Source organism: Rhodovulum kholense (assembly GCF_003053725.1).
GTDB classification, from domain to species: Bacteria; Pseudomonadota; Alphaproteobacteria; order Rhodobacterales; family Rhodobacteraceae; genus Rhodovulum; species Rhodovulum kholense.
Genome location: NZ_QAYC01000001.1, coordinates 152564 through 172000, shown reverse-complemented (window position 1 = coordinate 172000; position 19437 = coordinate 152564). Strand labels below are relative to the sequence as shown.

Annotated in this window: 16 protein-coding genes; 4 read left to right on the top strand and 12 right to left on the bottom strand. The window is 68.1% G+C overall.

Features of this window, described 5'->3' with window-relative positions:
• Positions 1-97 precede the first annotated feature (97 nt).
• Positions 98-970: an NAD(P)-dependent oxidoreductase gene (locus C8N38_RS00785; protein ID WP_108022967.1), complete on the bottom strand. Its 873-nt coding sequence runs from the start codon at positions 968-970 to the stop codon at positions 98-100.
• 80 nt (positions 971-1050) lie between these two features.
• On the opposite strand from C8N38_RS00785, the gene C8N38_RS00780 reads away from it, so the two are divergent.
• Complete coding sequence (locus tag C8N38_RS00780) at positions 1051-3519, top strand: penicillin acylase family protein (RefSeq protein WP_108022965.1); 2469 nt, start codon at positions 1051-1053, stop codon at positions 3517-3519.
• Between the two features lie 318 nt (positions 3520-3837).
• On the opposite strand, the gene C8N38_RS00775 is transcribed toward C8N38_RS00780, so the two are convergent.
• From C8N38_RS00775 to dusB, 10 genes are all read right to left on the bottom strand, one after another.
• Positions 3838-4674, bottom strand: a complete 837-nt coding sequence (locus C8N38_RS00775) for a lysozyme family protein (protein WP_245895468.1) — start codon at positions 4672-4674, stop codon at positions 3838-3840.
• 90 nt (positions 4675-4764) lie between these two features.
• Positions 4765-6054 (bottom strand): GTPase HflX, encoded by a 1290-nt coding sequence (hflX, locus tag C8N38_RS00770; RefSeq protein ID WP_425439996.1) that lies wholly within the window; start codon positions 6052-6054, stop codon positions 4765-4767.
• Positions 6051-6284 (bottom strand): RNA chaperone Hfq, encoded by a 234-nt coding sequence (gene hfq, locus C8N38_RS00765; protein ID WP_042461931.1) that lies wholly within the window; start codon positions 6282-6284, stop codon positions 6051-6053. Before hfq ends, hflX begins: the two co-directional genes overlap by 4 nt.
• A 137-nt stretch (positions 6285-6421) precedes the next feature.
• On the bottom strand, positions 6422-7945 hold the full coding sequence (locus C8N38_RS00760; RefSeq protein WP_108022963.1) for a TrkH family potassium uptake protein: 1524 nt from the start codon (positions 7943-7945) through the stop codon (positions 6422-6424).
• 3 nt (positions 7946-7948) lie between these two features.
• Positions 7949-9325, bottom strand: a complete 1377-nt coding sequence (trkA, locus tag C8N38_RS00755; RefSeq protein WP_108022962.1) for a Trk system potassium transporter TrkA — start codon at positions 9323-9325, stop codon at positions 7949-7951.
• 58 nt (positions 9326-9383) lie between these two features.
• The gene (gene ntrX / locus C8N38_RS00750; RefSeq protein ID WP_108022960.1) at positions 9384-10802 is read right to left on the bottom strand and encodes a nitrogen assimilation response regulator NtrX; all 1419 of its coding nucleotides are present in this window, start codon (positions 10800-10802) and stop codon (positions 9384-9386) included.
• A 3-nt stretch (positions 10803-10805) separates the two neighbouring features.
• Positions 10806-13082, bottom strand: a complete 2277-nt coding sequence (locus tag C8N38_RS00745; protein WP_108023668.1) for a sensor histidine kinase NtrY-like — start codon at positions 13080-13082, stop codon at positions 10806-10808.
• 116 nt (positions 13083-13198) lie between these two features.
• Positions 13199-14575: a response regulator gene (locus tag C8N38_RS00740; RefSeq protein WP_108022958.1), complete on the bottom strand. Its 1377-nt coding sequence runs from the start codon at positions 14573-14575 to the stop codon at positions 13199-13201.
• The gene (locus C8N38_RS00735) at positions 14575-15654 is read right to left on the bottom strand and encodes a two-component system sensor histidine kinase NtrB (RefSeq protein WP_108022956.1); all 1080 of its coding nucleotides are present in this window, start codon (positions 15652-15654) and stop codon (positions 14575-14577) included. Before C8N38_RS00735 ends, C8N38_RS00740 begins: the two co-directional genes overlap by 1 nt.
• The gene (gene dusB, locus C8N38_RS00730) at positions 15651-16634 is read right to left on the bottom strand and encodes a tRNA dihydrouridine synthase DusB (protein ID WP_108022954.1); all 984 of its coding nucleotides are present in this window, start codon (positions 16632-16634) and stop codon (positions 15651-15653) included. Before dusB ends, C8N38_RS00735 begins: the two co-directional genes overlap by 4 nt.
• Positions 16635-16822: 188 nt before the next feature.
• Between dusB and C8N38_RS00725 the strand changes: the two genes are divergently transcribed.
• From C8N38_RS00725 to C8N38_RS00715, 3 genes are read left to right on the top strand one after another with little or no spacing between them, the layout of a single operon-like run.
• Positions 16823-17968, top strand: a complete 1146-nt coding sequence (locus C8N38_RS00725; protein ID WP_108022952.1) for a bifunctional 2-C-methyl-D-erythritol 4-phosphate cytidylyltransferase/2-C-methyl-D-erythritol 2,4-cyclodiphosphate synthase — start codon at positions 16823-16825, stop codon at positions 17966-17968.
• Positions 17965-18459, top strand: a complete 495-nt coding sequence (locus tag C8N38_RS00720; RefSeq protein WP_108022950.1) for a phosphatidylglycerophosphatase A family protein — start codon at positions 17965-17967, stop codon at positions 18457-18459. The genes C8N38_RS00725 and C8N38_RS00720 overlap by 4 nt, the downstream gene beginning before the upstream one ends.
• The gene (locus C8N38_RS00715; protein WP_108022948.1) at positions 18456-18941 is read left to right on the top strand and encodes a CinA family protein; all 486 of its coding nucleotides are present in this window, start codon (positions 18456-18458) and stop codon (positions 18939-18941) included. The genes C8N38_RS00720 and C8N38_RS00715 overlap by 4 nt, the downstream gene beginning before the upstream one ends.
• Positions 18942-18945: 4 nt before the next feature.
• Here C8N38_RS00715 and C8N38_RS00710 read toward each other — a convergent pair whose 3' ends face one another.
• Positions 18946-19401, bottom strand: a complete 456-nt coding sequence (locus C8N38_RS00710) for a type II toxin-antitoxin system RatA family toxin (protein ID WP_108022946.1) — start codon at positions 19399-19401, stop codon at positions 18946-18948.
• Between the last annotated feature and the right edge of the window lie 36 nt (positions 19402-19437).

The window sequence follows — 19437 nt, the reverse complement described above, 5'->3', positions numbered from 1 at the left end:
AGGGCACCCGGGCCGTCCCGGGCAAGTTCCTTGGGCACCTGCCCGAAATTTCGGCAGAACCCCGCGGATGCCCGGTGCGGCCCGGTTCGGGCCGGGCCTAACCCATGGCGCGCAAGCGCTTGATCAGGCTCGACGTATCCCAGCGCGCGCCGCCCAGCTTCTGCACGTCCTTGTAGAACTGGTCGACCAGCGCGGTCACCGGCAGGCTCGCGCCGGTCTTGTCCGCGGTGGCCAGACAGATGCCCAGATCCTTGCGCATCCAGTCGACCGCGAAGCCATGGTCGAACTTGTCGTCCAGCATGGTCTGATAGCGGTTCATCATCTGCCAGCTTCCGGCCGCGCCGCCGCCGATCACCTCGACCACCGCGCGTCCGTCAAGCCCGGCCTTCTCGGCGAAATGCAGCCCCTCGGACAGGCCCTGCACCAGCCCCGCGATGCAGATCTGGTTGACCATCTTGGTCAGCTGCCCGGCACCGGTACCGCCCATCAGCTTGGACAGCTTGGCATAAGCGGCCATCACCGGTTCGGCCGCCGCATAGGCCGCCTCGGGGCCGCCGCACATGATCACAAGCTGGCCGTTCTCGGCGCCCGCCTGCCCGCCAGAAACCGGCGCATCGACGAAGGCAATGCCGCGCGTCTCGGCCAGCGCCGCCATCTCTTCGGTCACCATCGACGACACCGTGGTGTGATCGACGAAGACCGCGCCCGAAGCCATACCGGCAAAGGCCCCGGTTTCGCCGTCGCAGATCGCGCGCAGGTCGTCGTCATTGCCGACGCAGGCCATCACGAATTCGGCCCCCTCGGCCGCCGCGGCAGGCGTCGGCGCGGCGCGGCCGCCATGCTCGGCCACCCAGGCCTCGGCCTTGGCGGCGGTGCGGTTGTAAACGGAGACCTCATGGCCCGCGGCGGCGAGATGCCCCGCCATCGGATACCCCATCACCCCAAGCCCCAGAAACGCAACCCGTGCCATGCGGCTCCTCCCCTCGTTGCATGAAACGCCATTTGCCCTTACCTAACGGCCTCATCCGAGGCGTCAACAACGGGTGCGCCATGCCCAATCTCTTCCGCTGGCTGTTGCGGATCTTCACCGCCGTCGTGGTTCTGGCCGGTCTGGGACTGGGCGGCGCCTATTACCTCGCCGCGCGGTCGCTGCCCGAATACAGCGGCACCCACGAGGTCGAGGGGCTGAGCGCCCCGGTCGAGATCGTGCGCGACCATACCAGCGTTCCGCATATCTTCGGCAAGACCGACGAGGACGTGTTCTTCGGGCTGGGCTATGCCCATGCCCAGGACCGGCTCTGGCAGATGACGGTGCTGCGGCGGACGGTGCAGGGACGGCTGTCCGAACTGTTCGGCGCCCGGACGCTGAAGATCGACGAACTGATGCGGCGGCTCGACCTTTACGGGCTCGCGCAGAAATCGGTCGCGGCCCAGGACCCGCAGACCCGCGCCGCGCTCGAGGCCTATTCGCGCGGCGTCAATGCCTGGATCCAGACCGTCAACACCGAGGCGCGCGGCCGCGGCGCGCCGGAATTCTTCCTGTTCCGGCCGGAAGTCGCCTATTGGCAGCCGGCCGATTCGATTGCGCTCGTCAAGCTGATGGGAGTGCGCTTGTCCTCCCATCTCGACGCCGAGGTGCTGCGCGCGCGCGTCTCGCTGCTGCTCGAGCCCGGGCGGGTGATGGACCTCCTGCCCGACGCGCCCGGGCCGGGGCTTGCAGCCCTGCCCGACTATGCCGAGCTTGCCCCCGGGGTGGTGCCCTCCTCGGCGCCGATCGCCCGCTATGCCGAAGGCCCGCTGTCGCCGTTTCTCGGGGCGGACCTCGCGGGCGCCTCGAACGCCTGGGCCGCGGCGCCGAAACGCTCGGCGGCGGGCGGCACGCTTTTGGCCAACGACCCGCATCTGGGCTTCTCCGCGCCCTCGATCTGGTATCTGGCGCGGCTGGAACTTTCGACCGGCGGCGTCATCGGCGGCACCATCCCCGGTATTCCCACGATCCTCTCGGGTCGCTCGGCCAAGCTGGGCTGGGGGCTCACCACCTCCTATCTCGACGATCAGGACGTGTTCCTCGAACAGCTGAACCCCGACAACCCCGAGGAATACCGCACGCCCGACGGTTTTCGCCCCTTCGAGACCCGGCGCAGCATCATCAAGGTCGCCGATGCCGAGCCGGTCACGATCACGCTCCGCTGGACCGAGAACGGGCCGGTGCTGCCCGGCACCCATTACGATCTGGCCTCGATCACCCCGCCCGGCCATGTCGCGTCGCTGGGCTGGACGCTGCTGAACGGGGCCGACACTTCGATGAGCGCGGCGATGCGGGTCATGCGGTCGCAGAATGTCGACGAGGCGATCGAGGCCGGCCGGTTCTTCGTCGCGCCCTCGCTGAACCTGACGCTGGTCGACGAGGACAATATCGCGCTGCAGATGATCGGCGCGATGCCGCGCCGAAGCGCCGCCAACCAGAGCCAGGGCCGCCTGCCCCAGCCCGGCTGGAAGGAGGAAAACCGCTGGCAGGGCTGGCTGAACTACGCCGCCAATCCCAGCTTCAAGGACCCCGAGGGCGGCATCCTGGGCAATACCAACAACAAGCTCGTCGACCGGCCCTTCCCGCTTCATGTCAGCTTCGACTGGGGCGACACCCAGCGGATCCAGCGCTGGAAGCGGCTGATGGAGACGCGCAAGGTCCATACCCGCGAAAGCTTCATCGAGGCCCAGCTGGACACCGTGTCCTTCACCGCGCGGTCGCTTCTGCCGCTGGTCGGCAAGGATCTGTGGTTCACCGGCGAACCCGCACCCGCGGGCAGCCCGGAACGGCGGCGCCAGCGGGCGCTGGAACTGCTGGCGGGCTGGAACGGCGAGATGAACGAACACCTGCCCGAACCGCTGATCTATGCCGCCTGGATGCGGTTCCTGCAGCGCGACCTGATCGAGGACGACCTGGGCCCGCTTGCGCGCGAGTTCAGTCATGTCGAGCCGCTGTTCATCGAGCGGGTGTTCCGCGACATCGACGGCGCCTCGGTCTGGTGCGACATCCGCCAGTCGGCGGCGCAGGAGACCTGCACCGAGATCGCCCGCAAGTCGCTCGACGAGGCGCTTCTGTACCTGTCGGAAACCTATGGCGGCTCGCTCGAATCGCTGCGCTGGGGGCAGGCGCATCAGGCCTGGCACGATCATCCGGTGCTGGGCGAGACGCCGCTTCTGAAATGGATCGTCAACATCCGCCAGCCGACCTCGGGCGGCGACAACACGCTGAACCGGGGCCTGACCAAGGGGACTGACCCGTTCCCCTTCGCCAATGTCCATGGCGCGGGCTATCGCGGGGTCTACGATTTCGCCGATCCCGACAGTTCGGTCTTCATCATCTCGACGGGGCAATCTGGCCATCCGCTCAGCCGTCATTACGACGATCTGGGCGAGCTCTGGCGCCGGGGCGAGTACATCCCGATGTCGCTCGACCCCGATCTCGCCCGCGCCGCCGCGGTCGGCATCACCGATCTGGTGCCGAAAGCCGAGTGACGCTGTGCCCCGCATCGGCGCGCGCCGTCAGGCGCCGTGACCGATGCGCGGGAGGCGCCGCGCCCCCAGGCCTCCGGCACGCGGCCATCGCGTGGCACATGGCCCGCGTCTCATTTCCGGACCGTCCCCCGCCCCTGGAACCGGACGCGCCCCTTGAAGGCATCGCGGGGATCGGCAGGCGCCATCGGGTGGGGCGCGCCCGGCCCGCCCCTTGACGCAGGCAGATGGTGCGACCGCGGCGCGGATCCGCGTTTTCCGGATCGGCCGCGCGCCGATCCGAAGATCTCTGCCCGGGCCAGACGGCCCTCGAGGCCCGTCTCAGCCGTCCTTCGGCGGACGACGTCCTGTCGGGGCGATGCGCGCCATGGCATCCTCGAACTGGGCCCAGGTCATCGTCGCGCGGTTGCCCGCCACGCCATGGTAATAGGACCGGCCGCTGGCGGTCGGAAACCCGGCCCAGATCTGCGCCAGATTATGCATGAAATCCTTGCGCGGCATCTCGCCCGCGCCGAAGGCGCTGAGCCCGGCCTCTTCCAGCAGCAGATCGGCCAAACGATCCTGAACCGGCGCCGTGAACCGGGTGCGCTCGCTCAGCCCCAGTTCGGTCACCAGACGGCGCAGCGTTTCCGGAATGAACTGATAGCGGCCGATGGCATGGGGCTGACCGGGGGTGTCGGCGATCCATTTGTAGATCTGGCCGATGCTCAGTTGCGTGGGCCGCCCCGGCGGCAGGATCTTCGCGCCGTGCTGAACCGCGTCATAGCCCATCCGCCCGGCCTCGGCCCGGCCGATCAGAAGCCGGATGCCCTCGGCCAGCGCAGCATTCGTGCCGCCCGGACGGAGCGGCGAAAAGATCGACACCGGGCCGGACGGCGCCGCCCGTTGCGGCCGGTCGGGAGAGGGGGCGAAAAGGCTCGACCCCTCGCGTCCGGCGAAAAGACTGGCGCCGGACGGACCCGGCCCCGAGGCAGGCATCTGGGTCAGCAACGGCCCGGAGGCGCCGCCCGCTGCGCCAAGAAACCCGCCCCCCGCAATCAGCGAGACCGGCTCGGCCAGCGCGGGGCGCAGGACAGAGGCCAGGGCAAGCCCCAATCCGAGGATCAGGGCAAGGGCCAGTTCGACAGCCAGCATCGGCACGCGGTTTCGCGGGGGCATCGGCACCTCGTTCTGAGTGCGTGAATTGCCCGCGACCCTGCCAGCCAGAAGTTCAGATTTCGTTGCCGACGGCCGGGATCGCCCGTCGCCTCAGAGGCTGCGGAACCGCTGTTCCTGCCGCGCCGTCCAGTTGACGGTCAGGGTCGAGCCGTCATCGTCGGGCGCCTCGCCCTCGACCACGCCCTGATCGTAAAGCCAGGCGCGGCGGCGCCCGTCGCCATGATCGAGATGCAGCTCGCGCCGCTGACGGGTCTCGTCGAGAAGCCCGGTCACCGCCGCCAGCAGCGGCTCGATCCCCTGCCCGGTCCAGGCCGAGATCGCCTCGACCCCGTCATGCCGGGCCGCCGCCGCCTCGACCGCCGCGCGCCGGTCGGGGTCCAGAAGGTCGGTCTTGTTCCACACCTCGATCTGCGGCGTCTCGCGCGCCACACCGAGATCCGCAAGGATCGCGCGCACATCCTCGGCCTGGGCCTCGCTGTCGGGATGGGCGATGTCGCGGACATGCAGGATCAGATCGGCCTCCAGCACCTCCTCCAGCGTCGCCCGGAACGCCGCCACAAGCTGGGTCGGCAGATCCGAGATGAACCCCACCGTATCCGACAGGATCACCTTGAGCCCGGTCGGCAGCGCCACCGCCCGCATCGTCGGGTCGAGGGTCGCGAACAACATGTCCTTGGCCAGCACCTCGGCCCCGGTCAGCCGGTTGAACAGCGTCGACTTGCCCGCGTTGGTATAGCCCACCAGCGCCACGATCGGGAACGGCACCTTGCGCCGGGCGGCGCGGTGCAGGTCGCGGGTCTTGACGACCTTCGACAGCTGCCGCCGGATCCGGGTGATCGCCTCGTCGATGGCGCGGCGGTCGGCCTCGATCTGGGTCTCGCCGGGCCCGCCGACGAAGCCCAAACCGCCCCGCTGGCGTTCGAGGTGGGTCCAGGCCCGCACCAGCCGCGTGCGCTGATAGCTGAGCGCGGCCAGTTCGACCTGCAACACGCCCTCGCGCGTGCGCGCCCGGTCGGCGAAGATCTCTAGGATCAAACCGGTCCGGTCGAGGATCTTGACCTTCCAGGCCTTTTCCAGATTGCGCTGCTGCACCGGGCTGACCGGCCCGTCGATCAGCACCAGCTCGACCTCGGCCTCGGTCAGCCTCTCTTTCAGCTCGTCGATCTTGCCCGAGCCGAACAGATAGCCCGCCCGGGGCCTGGCCAGCGGCACGATCTCGGCGCCCGCGACCTCGAGCCCGGGCAAGGCCCCGGCCAGCGCCACGGCCTCCTCAAGCGCGGGGCCTGAGGCCCGGCGCTCGCGGTCGGACGAGATGTCCGGATGCAGCACCCAGGCGCGGGTGATGCGAGGCTCGGACCCTGCCGGTTCGGCCGGGCTCAATCCTCACCTTCGTAAAGGTTGATCGGCTGCGAGGGCATGATGGTCGAAATCGCATGCTTGTAGACCAGCTGGGACTGCCCGTCCCGGCGCAGCAGCACGCAGAAATTGTCGAACCATGTGATCACGCCCTGCAGCTTGACCCCGTTGATCAGAAAGATCGTGACCGGGACCTTCGTCTTGCGAACATGGTTAAGAAACGCGTCTTGCAGGTTTTGCTTATCGGCAGCCATTTTTTCTTTGCCTTGTTGTCTATTCTGCCCCTCGGCGGACAGCCGTCTCCCTCTGGGGGCGAGTATGAAGCGAGGTTTACTCAGATTCCAGCCCTGTTCAACGTGTTCCACAGGTGAATTTTGCATCGACCCAAGGTTCACTTGCGCCAGAATTCCGGATTGAAGAGCGCAATGATGGCCAGGGTCTCGAGCCGTCCGAGGATCATCGCGCTTGCCAGCACCATCTTCGCGGCATCGCCGAGCGCCGAATAGGACAGCGGCGGGTCGGTCGCGGCGGCGGCCAGCGGACCGGTCGTGGTCAGGGCCGCGACCGTCAGCACCATCGCGGCCTCGAAGTCGAGCCCCAGAAACCCCAGCGCGACCATGACCACTGCCACCGACAGCGCGAAGAGCATGAAGAAGACAAAGGCGATCTGCGCGCCCTGCCGGCGGATGCGGCGGGCGAAGGCGCCAGCGCCGCCGACCGAGGACGGGTGCACCAGCTTTTCCATCTCGCGGATGCCGTGCTTGTAAAGCGCGTAGATCCGCAGAAGCTTGACGCCCCCCGCCGTGGTCGCGACCCCGCCGCCGAAAACCGCAAGGCCGACCAGAATCAGCCCGGGCGTCGCCAGCCCGGACCATTGCCGGGCGTCGATCCATTCGACCGAGGCAAAGCCCGTGGTTGTCAGATACGAGGTCACCGTGAAGATCGCCCCCCAGAGCGCGCCAAGCGCCGCCAGCCCGTTTTCCTCGGCGGCGACCTCATAGGCGCCGACCCAGTGCCGGGCGAACAGGAAGACGGTCACCACCCAGGCGATGCCGATGCCCATCCGCAATTCCAGATCGTCCTTCAGCCGCCGCCAGCTTTCGGGGCGAAAATCGAACATGAACATCTGCCGCGAAATCGCGAACAGCATGAAGCCCCACAGCATGATCTCGCCCGCGATGCCGCTTCGCCCGCCCGCGACCCCGCCGACCGGCGAGATCCCCGAGGTCGAGAGCACCGACATCGCATGGCAGGCCGCCACCAGAGGTCCCTCGCCCGCCACCAGCATCAGCACCCAGAGGCAGGCGGTCAGACCGATATAGACCGGCGCCAGCTGTTCGGCGAAACGCATCAGCCGTTCGCGCGGATCGTGGGCCGGGTGAACCGCGCCGCGCTCGGGGCCGACACGACCGGCGATGCTGCCCGCCCCCGCCGTCACCTCGAAGCCGCCGAGGTTCATCGGCGCGAGGATCGCGATGGCGGTCACCCAGACGAAGAACCCGCCCAGCCAGCCGACCAGCGCGCGCCACAGATGCACGCCCGCGGTCAACCGTTCGGGACTGTCGAACAGCGTCGCTCCGGTCGTGGTCAGGCACGAGATCATCTCGAAATAGGCGTTGAGAAAGCTCGTGTCGCGCACCGCCTCGGAAAACGGCACCGCCAGCATCACCGGCAACAGCGCATAGAAGCCCAGCATCGCCAGCAGATGGCTGCGGGCCTGGTTGCGGACCGGCCGGTTGATGGTCGACAAGCCGATCAGCACGGTCAGGACGGAAAACAGCAGCCCGGAATTGAAGAAAGCCCGCGCCGTCGTCCAGTCGCGTTCGGCCAGCGCAAGGCCCACCGGCGGAAACATCGCCAGCGCCCCGATCCCCATCAGGATCACCAGGAAGGGAAGATCGGCCAGCCGTCGCATGGCTCAGAAGAAGTCGATGGACACCTGCAGCAGGCGCTCCACCTCGGGGACATCGGCACTGAGGGCGAAGATGACCACCATGTCGCCCTCCTCGATCCGGGTATCGCCGCGCGGCAGGATCACCTTGCCGGCCTTCATCACCGCGCCGACCAGCGCGCCTTCGGGAAAGTCGATGTCCTGCACCCGCTTGCCGGACATGGGCGAGGTCGACAGCACCTGCGCCTCCAGCACCTCGGCCTCGGCATCGCCGATCGAATAGACGCCCCGGACCCGGCCATGGCGGACATGGCGCAGGATCGAGCTGACGGTGGTGGCGCGCGGGTTGATATAGGCGTCGACCTCGAGCGCCCCCATTAGCGACACGAGCGAGGGATCGTTGACCAGACAGATCGCCATCGGACAGCCCGCCATCTTGGCGCGCACGGCCGCCAGCAGGTTGGTCTTGTCGTCGTCGGTCACCGCCAGCACCGCGTCGGCGCGTTCGATATTGGCCTCGGCCAGCAGGTTGATGTCGAGCCCGTCGCCGTTCAGCACGATGGTCCGTTCCAGCGCATCGGCCGCGATCTCGGCCTGACGTCGGTCCTTCTCGATCACCTTGGCGCGAATCCGCTCCTCGCGCGCCTCCAGCGCCTTCGCGACCGACAACCCGACATTGCCGCCGCCGATGATGACGACGCGCTCCTGCTTCTTGGTGGATTTGCCGAAGATCTCCAGCGTCCGGTTCACGTCATCGACATGGGCGAAGACATAGATCTGGTCGTCGGGGAACAGCTGGTCGCCCGGCTCGGGCGCGAACAGCGTGCCTTCGCGGCGCACCCCCACAACCAGCGCGCGCAGCGTCGAGAACAGGTCGGTCAACTGGCGCAGCGGCGTGCGCAGGACCGGGCAATCCTCATCGAGCGCGATCCCCAGAAGCTGCGCCTGCCCGCGCAGGAAGCTTTCCGTATCGAAGGCGGCCGGCGCGGCCAGCCGTTGCAGCGCGGCCTCGGCCACCTCGCGTTCGGGGCTGATCACCACGTCGATGGGCATGTGATCGCGGCGGTAAAGATCGGAATAGATCGCGGTCAGGTAGGACTGCGCCCGAAGCCGCGCGATCTTGCGCGGCACGGCAAAGATCGAATGCGCCACCTGACAGGTCACCATGTTGACCTCGTCGGACTGGGTGGCGGCGATGATCATGTCCGCATCGCGCGCGCCCGCGCGTTCCAGCACGTCCGGATAAGAGGCATGGCCCGCGATCCCCTGCACATCCAGCGCGTCGGTGGCGCGCCGGATCAGGTCCGCGTTCATGTCGACGATGGTGACGTCGTTCTTCTCGCCCGAGAGGTGGCGGGCGATCTGCCAGCCCACCTGGCCCGCGCCGCAGATGATGACCTTCATGCGCCCCGTATCCGTCAGGCAAAACTGCCCCAATCCATCGCAGAAGCGGCCCGGAGGGTCAATCGGCGGCGGAGGGCTCCTCTTCCTCCTCGAGATGCGCGATCCGGCCGCCTGCCCGGGTCGTCGTCACCACGCCCAGCGACTTGAGCTTGCGGTGCAACGCCGAGCGTTCCATGCCGACGAAATTGGCGGTCCGCGAGATGTTGCCGCCAAAGCGGTTGATCTGGGTCAGCAGATATTCGCGCTCGAACAGCTCGCGCGCCTCGCGCAGCGGCAGCGTCGCCAGCGCGCCCGCCAGCACGATCCGCCCCTCCTCGGCCGGACCCTCGGCCTGCATCGGCAGTTCGGAGGCAAGGATCGGGTCGGTGCCCTCGCCAAGGATCAGCACCCGCTCGATCACGTTCTTCAGCTGGCGCACGTTGCCGGGCCAGGACATGGTCTGCAACAGCGCCTCGGCCTCGGCCCCCAGCGCGCGCAGCGGCAGCCCCTGCACCCGGTTGAAGGCGGCGATGAAATGGCGCGCCAGTTCGGGGATGTCCTCGCGGCGTTCGTCCAGCGAGGGCACGTCGATCGGCACCACGTTCAGCCGGTGATACAGCTCTTCGCGGAAGGTGCCGGCCTGGATCTCGGCGGTCAGGTCGCGGGTGGTCGAGGAAATCACCCTTATGTCGACCCGCACCTTGTCGGTGCCGCCCGCGCGCTGGAACTGCTGGTCGACCAGCACCCGCAGGATCTTCGACTGGGTGCCCAGCGGCATGTCGGCCACCTCGTCGAAATAGAGGATGCCGCCATGGGCCTGTTCCAGCAGACCCTTCTCGACCCCGCGCGCGGCACTTTCGCGCCCGAACAGCACCTCTTCCATCCGCTCGGGCTCGATCGAGGCAGAATTGACCACGACGAACGGCCCCGAGGCGCGGCCGGAATTGGCATGGATGTAGCGCGCCGCCACCTCCTTGCCGCAGCCCGACGGCCCCTTCAGCATCACCCGACCGTTCGACCGGGTGACCTTGTCCAGCTGCGATTTCAAGGTCTTGAAGGCCGGACTTTCGCCGATCATCTCGGCCTGGACCACGTCCTTGCGGCGCAGCTCCTGATTTTCGCGCCTCAGCCGCGACGCTTCCATCGCCCTGCGAATGACGACCAGCAACTGGTCGATATTGAAGGGTTTTTCGATGAAATCATAGGCGCCCTGCTTGATCGCCGCGACCGCGATCTCGATATTGCCGTGACCCGAGATGATGACGATCGGGATGTCGGGATTGTCGCGCTTGACCTTGGACAGGATGTCGATCCCGTCCATGGTGCTGTCCTTCAGCCAGATGTCGAGGATCATCAGCGCCGGTGCGGCGGCGTTGATCTCGGCCATGCAGGCGTCGGAATTGGCGGCCAGCCGCGTCGTGTAGCCCTCGTCCTGCAGAATGTCCGAGATCAGCTCGCGAATGTCGCGCTCGTCGTCGACGATGAGGATGTCGCCCATGTCCTACTCCCCGGTTGCCGCGGTTATCGGTGTCGTGTCGCGGATGGCGGCCCGTGCCGGGCCGTCCGCCGCGCCCTGTGCCGGATCGACCGGCAGCGTGATTTCGGCCAGGGCGCCGCAATGGGCCCCCTCGGCGAAGGGCTCGGCGTCGCGCAGGTCGAGCCGCCCGCCATGTTCCTCGATGATCTTCTTGACGATGGGCAGGCCCAGCCCGGTGCCGTGATCGCGCGTGGTCACATAGGGCTCGAAAAGCCGCGCCCGGTCCTGCGGCAGCCCGATGCCGTTGTCGGCGATCCGGATCGTCGCGCTGCCCTCCTCGACATCGAGCCGGACCCGGATCTCGGGGGCATGGCCTTCGGGCTCGCCTTTTGTCCTAAGACTGTCAATGGCTTCGCCCGCGTTCTTCATGATGTTCGTCAACGCCTGAGAGATCATGGTCGCGTCCAGCTCGGCCGGAACCGGCGCCTCGGGGATCTCGGCCACGAAGGCGACCCCGGGCTGGCCCGCCTCCTGCAACAACACCGCATCGCGCAGAAGCGCCGCCAGATCGACCGGCTTGCGGTCGGGTTCGGGCATCCGGGCGAATTTGGAGAATTCATCAACGATGCGCCGCAAGTCATTGGTTTGCCGAACGATAACGTCGGTCATCTGGTCCAGCGCTTCGGCCTGATCGCCGACCGCGGTGCGGAACTTGCGCTTGATCCGCTCGGCCGACAGCTGGATCGGCGTCAGCGGGTTCTTGATCTCGTGCGCGATCCGGCGCGCCACGTCGCCCCAGGCCGCCATCCGTTGCGCCGTCACCAGATCGGTCACGTCGTCGAAGGCCACCACGAAGCCCTCGGCCCCGCCATCGGCGCTTTTCCTCATCGCCATGCGGACCAGCAGATGTTCCATGTTGCCGCCACGCAGCAGCCGGATCTCTTCCTGGGCGGTGCCACGGCGGCTGGCCTTCAGCTTTTCCAGAAGCTCGGCGAATTCGGGCACCGCGACACACAGCTCCTGCCCCTCGGCCTCGGCCGCATCGAGCCGCAGAAGCAGCAGCGCCGAGCGGTTCATCACCTCGACCCGCCCCTCGGCATCGAGCCCCATCACCCCCGCGGTGACCGAGGACAGCACGGAATCGAACAGCCGCCGCCGCTTTTCGATCTGGCGGGTATTGTCGAGAAGCGCGTCGCGTTGCAGCTTCAGCTGCCGGGTCATCTGGTTGAACATCCGCCCCAGCATCGCGATCTCGTCATCGCCGGTCTCTTCGGGCACCCGCACGTCCAGATCGCCCGCCCCCACCCGCTGGGCCGCACCCGCAAGCCGACCCACGGGCCGCGACAGCCTTTCGGCGAACCACAGGCCCAGCCAGACCGCGGCAAGGATCAGGATCACCGCGAAGCCCAGATAAAGCAGCCCGAATTCGAACAGCACCCGCCCGCGTTCCTGTTCGAGCTGCTGATACAGCCGCACCGATTGCTGGGTGTCGTCCAGAAGGTTCAGGATGTCGCCATCGACCGTGCGCGAGATGTAGAGATAGCGGTCGAGATAGCCGTCGAGCTTTTGCAGCGCGCGGAACTCGTTGTTGTCCCAGTCCTGAATGACTACCGTCTCGCCCGCGCCCGCCCGCGCGATGTCGTCGGCGCCGGGACGTTCGTAATTGAACAGGTAAGACCGCTCGCCCCGCGCCCGGATCTCGCCCGAGCCGTCGATCACATAGGCTTCCTTCAGCCCGCGCTGCACCCGCGCCTGGGCCTGGGTCAGAAGCTGGCGCATGTCGCCGTCCGACAGGAACACGGTCGCCTGCCGCGCCACCGCCAGATAGCCCGCCAGCGTATGGGCATCGGCCACCAGATCGCGGCGGTGTTCGTCCTCATAGGCCTCGGCCGCGGCCAGCGAGGCGCCGACCACGTTGCGCACCCGCTCCGAGAACCAGCCCTCGAGCCCGATATTGATGGTGAGCCCGGCAAAGATCGCGACCGACACCGTCGGGATCAGCGCGATCAGCGCAAAGACCCCGGTCAGCCGCAGATGCAGCCGCGAGCCCGCCGAATGCCGCCGCCGCGCCGCCACCATCCGCGCGATGCGTTGCACCACCAGCGCCGCCACGACCAGCGCATAGACAAGATCGATCAGGATGACGATCCGAAGCCCATGCGACGAGGCGCCCTGATCGAGCGGCCCCAGCATCAGGAAGGTGAAGATCGCCAGAAGCGGGCCAAGGACCACGACGCTCAGCGTGGCGGCATTGGTCGCCTGGCGCGATCTGCGCAGGCGCAAGAACCGTTCCAGGGCCATCAGGCCCTTGGCATGTGTCACCGCTCGCCTCGTGTCGCTGCACCGCCCGAAGACGGCCCTGACCTCATGGCAGGGCCGCCGGGGTTATGTCCGGTCGGCCACGCCTTGTTGCCAATTTACATCAACTTCCGGCGCCGTGTCACGCGAATATCGAGATCCGTGATCTTCTTGCGCAAGGTATTGCGGTTGATCCCCAGAAGATCGGCACATTTGGCCTGATTGCCGCCGGTCGCATCCAGCGCGATCTCGATCAGCGGCATTTCGACCTCGCGCAGGATGCGGGCATAAAGCCCGGGCGGCGGCAACACGCCGCCATGCAGGTCGAAATAGCGCCTCAGATGCTTGGCGACCGAGGCCGACAGCTTTTCGCCATCCCCGCCGCCGACCAGCGGCTCGATCTCGGGCTGGTTGCCCAGAACCGCCTCGACCTCGGCGCGGGTGATGACCTCTTCGGAACTTGTCACCACCAGACGGCGGATTGTGTGTTCCAGCTGGCGGACATTGCCGGGCCAGCTATAGGCGCGGATCAGGTCCATCGCATCCTCGGCCAGACGCCGGGTCGCGCTGCCGTCGCGGTCGGAGCGGCCGAGGAAATGCTCGGCCAGCAACGGAATATCGTCGACCCGCTCGCGCAGCGAGGGCACCGCCACGGTGACGCCGCCCAGGCGGTAGAACAGGTCCTGCCGGAACTGCCCCGCCTCCATCCGGCCCATCAGATCGGTCTGGCTGGTCGCCATGATGCGCGGCGCGCTGTCGCCGAAGCTGTCCAGCATGCGCACGATCCGGCCCTGCGCCTCTTCAGTCAGGTCGGCCACCTCGTCGAACAGGATCGAGCCGCCGCGGGCGCGCGCGACCAGCGCCGAGGGGCCGTCGACGCCCTCCATGTCGGCGGCGGTTGCGATCACGAAGGGCAGCGAGCGGCGGTCGGAAAAGTCGTGGATCGCGCGGGCGATCAGCGATTTGCCGGTGCCGGATTCGCCGGTGATCAGCACCGGCAGATCGGCGTTCATCACCCGCGCCACCAGCCGGTACAGCGCCTGCATCTGCGGCGTGCGCCCGACCAGCGGCAGGTCGTCCTGGGTGTCGCCCCCGGTCGGCGGCGCGACCTCGCGCGGACGGCCGACCCGGCGCTTGGTCTCCAGCGCCCGCGCCGCCCGCTTCATCAGGTCGGGCAGGTCGAAGGGCTTGGGCAGATAGTCATAGGCCTCGGCCTCGGCCGCCTGGATCGCGGTCATGATTGTGTTCTGCGCCGAAATCACGATCACCGGCAGGCCCGGCCGCTCCTGCCCGATCTTCGGCAGCATCTCGAGCCCGTTGCCATCGGGCATGATCACGTCCGAGATCACCAGATCGCCCTTTCCCTCGCCGACCCAGCGCATCAGCGTGGTCAGGGACGAGGTGGCATGCACCTTGCAGCCGGCCCGGGTCAGGGCCTGGGTCAAAACGGTGCGGATCGTGCGGTCGTCATCGGCGACAAGTACGGTTCCGTCCATCAGCTCTCATCCTCTTCGGGTTTCGGGGCAACCGGCAGCGAGACGCGGAACACGGTGCGCCCGGGCACCGAGTCGACCGCGATCCAGCCGCCATGGTCGCCGATGATCTTCGAGACCAGCGCAAGCCCCAGCCCGGTGCCGTTCTCGCGGCCCGACACGAAGGGCTCGAAGATATCGGCGGCGATCTCGGGAGGCAGGCCCGGACCGTCATCGGTGATTTCCACCTGCAAAGGCACCGGCACGCCGGACCCGTCGGGGTGGCGCAGCCTCAGCGACAGGTCGTAGAAGGTGCGCAGCCGGATCGTGCCGCCGCGCGGACCGGCCGCCTGGGCGGCATTGGTGATCAGGTTGGTGAAGACCTGCATCAGCTGGTCGGGGTCGGCCCAGGTCGGCGGCAGCGAGGGGTCGTATTCCTCGACGATCTTCATGTTGGCCGCAAAGCCCACCGCCGCCGAGCGCCGCACCCGGTCCAGCACGTCGTGGAGGTTGACCGCCTTGCAGGCCGGCGGGCGCAGATTGCCGAACTGTTCGACCTGATCGAGCAGCTTCACGATCCGGCGGCTTTCCTCGACGATCAGATCGGTCATCTCCAGATCGCCATTCGTCAGGTTCATCGACAGAAGCTGCGCCGCCCCGGTGATGCCCGCGAGCGGGTTCTTGATCTCGTGCGCCAGCATTTCGGCCATGCCGATCGCCGACTTGGCCGCCGATTTCACCGAATGCGCCCGCCCCAGCCGCCCGGCGATCTCGCGCGGGCTGACCAGCAGCAGCAGGTGTTCCTCGCCGTCGTTCATCGGCGCCACCTGCACGTTGCACAGGACCGGCGGCTTGTTGCCCGCGCTGACATCGACATCGTTGATGAACAGCGGCGCGCGGTTGGCGCGGACCCGGGCAAAGGCCTCGTCAAGCGGGGCATCGACCGCCAGCCGGTCGAAGATCGGCACGCCGCTGAGCGTCTTGATCGTGGCGTTGACGAAAAGCTCCGAGGCCGGGTTGATCGCGGCGATCCGGTCGCCCGCATCCAGCAGGAAGGCCGGGATCGGCAGCGCGGTCCAGATCGCGTCCTGATCGAGCGTCATGCCGCGGCCCTCCCCTCGGAAGCCAGCGCCTCGGGCAGAAGCGCCAGCACCGCTGCCCCGGCCGGCGCCGTCAACACCCGGCGGCGCAGGGGCGCGGGCGTGCCCGCGCGGTCCATGTACCAGCCCAGATGCTTGCGCGCGACACGCCCGCCCAGATCCGCGCCGTAAAAGCCCAGCATGTCCTCGTAATGCCGCGCGACCATGTCGGTCAGCGCCGCGCCTTGGGGCACCGCGGGCGCCGGGCGCCCCGCGATCCGGGCGCCGATCTCGGCCAGCAGCCAGGGCCGCCCCTGCGCGCCGCGCCCGACCATAACCCCGTCCGCGCCCGACTGATCGAGCGCCTGGGCGGCGGTCTCGCCGCAGACGATGTCGCCATTGGCCACCACCGGCACGGTGACCGCCTCCTTGACCTCGCGGATCGCGCGCCAGTCGGCCCGGCCCTTGTAGAACTGACAGCGGGTGCGGCCATGGATGGTGATCATCCGCACGCCCGCGGCCTCGGCCCGGCGCGCCAGATCGGCGGCGTTTCTCATGCCGTCATCCCAGCCCAGCCGGGTCTTCAGCGTGACCGGCACGGACACCGCCTTCACCACCGCCTCGATCAGCCGCAACGCCCGATCGGGATCGCGCATCAGCGCCGAGCCCGACAGCCCGCCGACCACCTTCTTGGCCGGACAGCCCATGTTGATGTCGATGATCCTGGCCCCCTGCTCTTCCACCATCCGCGCCGCCCGCGCCATCCAGTCCGGGTCGCGCCCGGCCAGCTGGACCGCCGTCGCCTCTTCGCCGAAGCCCAGCGCCGCCCGCTCGCGCACCCCCGGCTTGGCCTGCACCATTTCCTGGCTCGCGACCATCTCGGACACCACCAGCCCGGCGCCGAAGGACGCAACCAGCCGTCGAAACGGCAAGTCCGTGATTCCCGCCATCGGAGCAAGGAGAACCGGAGGATCCAGCGCGATATCTGCCACGCGAATGGCCAATTGATTAATCCTTGTGCAGCCGAAACTGATCTAGCCCCCCCGCCCGGCAATGGCAATCACCCTGACACTCTTTGTCTGCCCGGAAACGATCTTTGCACAACAATTGGGCAGACCTGCCCGCCAGTTTGCCCCATTGCCCCGCAGCGGCGCCCCGCCTAAAACCCCGACGGGCAGCAGGGGGGCGACACATGACTGTCACGGCGATCATCGTGGCCGCGGGCCGCGGCACCCGGGTGGGGGGCGACAAGCCCAAGCAATATCAGGATCTTGCCGGGCGTGCCGTTCTGGCCCGCACGATCGAGGCCTTTGCCGGCCACCCCCGGATCGGCGCCATCGTCGCGGTGCTGCACCCCGAGGACGGCGCGCTGTTCGAGCTTGCCCTTGCCGACAGCCCCGCCGAGGTCGCGACCGTGCCGGGCGGCGCCAGCCGCGACGCCTCGGTGATGGCCGGGCTGCACGCCGCGCCCGAAGGCACGACGCGCGTGCTGATCCATGACGGCGCCCGGCCGATGGTCTCGGCCGCGCTGATCGACCGGGTGATCAACGCGCTCGACGACAGCCCCGGCGCCGCCCCCGCCCTGCCGGTGACCGATGCGCTGTGGCGCGGCCGCGACGGCAAGGTCGCGGCCCCGCATCCGCGCGAGGGGCTTTTCCGCGCGCAGACGCCCCAGGGCTTTCACCTGCGCGCCATCCTCGCCGCCCATCAGGCCCATCCGGGCGGGGCGGCTGACGATGTCGAGGTGGCGCTGGCGGCAGGCCTTGACGTGGCCATCGTCGAAGGCGACGAAGACAATCTCAAGATCACCCACAAGGTGGATTTCGCCCGCGCCGAGCGGGTCCTGCGGGAGAGAAACATGGACATTCGCACCGGAAACGGGTTCGACGTGCACGCCTTCTGCGAGGGCGACGGGGTGATCCTCTGCGGCATCAAGGTGCCGCATGACAAGGCGCTGAAAGGCCATTCCGACGCCGATGTCGGGATGCACACCGTCACCGACGCCATCTATGGCGCATTGGCCGAAGGCGATATCGGCCAGCATTTCCCGCCCTCCGATCCGCAATGGAAGGGCGCGGCCAGCGAGATCTTCCTGAAACACGCGGTCGCGCTGGCGGCCGAACGCGGTTTCCGCATCGCCAATGTCGATCTGACGCTGATCTGCGAGCGGCCCAAGATCGGCCCCGTCGCGGGCGCGATGCGCGCCGAGATGGCGCGGCTGATGGGGATGGACGAGGCCCGGGTCAGCGTCAAGGCGACCACCTCTGAACGGCTCGGGTTCACCGGGCGTGAGGAAGGGATCGCGGCGCTGGCCACCGTGACGCTGGTGGCGCCATGAGCCTCGCCACGCAGATCGCCACCGTCTTCGGCGTGGGCCGGATGCGCCCCGCCCCGGGCACATGGGGCTCGCTGGCGGCGATGCCCGCCTTCTGGGCGCTCGACGTGATCGGCGGGGTCTTCCTGACCGCCTTCGCGACGCTTGCGGTGATCCCGCTCGGCATCTGGGCGGTGCGCGAGGCCGCGGCCGGCGCCCCTGACCCGGACCGGTCCGAATACGTGATCGACGAGGTCGCGGGGATGTGGATCGCGCTGCTGCCGGTCTCGATCGGGGCGGCGGCGGCCGGGGTCGACGCGACCGCGCTTTATCCGGGCTGGATCGCGGCCTTTCTGGGCTTCCGGCTCTTCGACATCTGGAAACCCGGCCCCATCGGCCGCGCCGACCGGATGAAGACGCCGATCGGGGTCATGCTGGACGACGTGCTGGCGGGCGTCGCCACGGCGGTGCTGGTGCTTGCGCTGACCGCACTCTCGCATATCTTCCTGATGTGACCGAAACAGCCGAACCCCTCGTTTCCGGGGCCCGTGCCGCGGGCCTCGTGATCTCCACCGCCGAAAGCTGCACCGGGGGCATGATCTCCGCTGCCATCACCGACATTCCAGGCTCGTCCGCCGTCTTCGACCGGGGCTTCGTGACCTATTCGAACGCCGCCAAGCAGGCGATGCTGGGGGTCCGGGGCGAAACGCTCGACACCCATGGCGCGGTCTCGGAAGAGGTCGCGGCCGAAATGGCCGCCGGAGCGCTGGCCCGGTCAGAGGCCGATCTGGCCGTTGCCGTCACCGGCATCGCAGGTCCCGGCGGGTCCGAGTTCAAGCCCGAAGGCCGGGTCTGCTTCGGGCTCGCCCGGCGCGGCGCCGAAACCCGCACCGAGACCGTCGAATTCGGCGCGCTTGGCCGCGACCGGGTGCGGGCCGCGACCCGCGATCATGCCCTGGCGCTTTTGCTGGGGGCGCTCGGCGCGCCGCGAACCTAGGGCCTCAGGGCCGCGTGCCGTAAAGCGCCCTCGCCCGATCCTCGAAGGCGCGCACGATCCGCAGCATCGCCTCGTTGAAGACCGCACCGATCACGCCCTGCAGCACCCGGTTCCTGAATTCGAAGTCGACGAAGAACTCGACCTTGCAGCGGCCCTCGGCCACGTCCTCGAACTGCCAGTGCGATTTCAGATAGCGAAACGGCCCGTCGAGATATTCGGTATCGATCCGCATGCGCCCGGGCCAAAGCGTCACCCGGCTGCCAAAGCGTTCGCGGAACACCTTGAACGAGATCACCAGATCGGCCTCCATCAGCTCGCGGTCGCCGTAATCGGTGCGCGAGCGGATGCGGGCCGCAGCCGTCCAGGGCAGGAATTGCGGATAGGACCCGACATCGGCCACCAGATCGTACATCTGCTGGGCGGTGTATGGCATCTCGCGGTTTTCCGAATGGCGCGGCATGGGTCCCGGTTCGCTGCTGACAATGGGACGCCATGT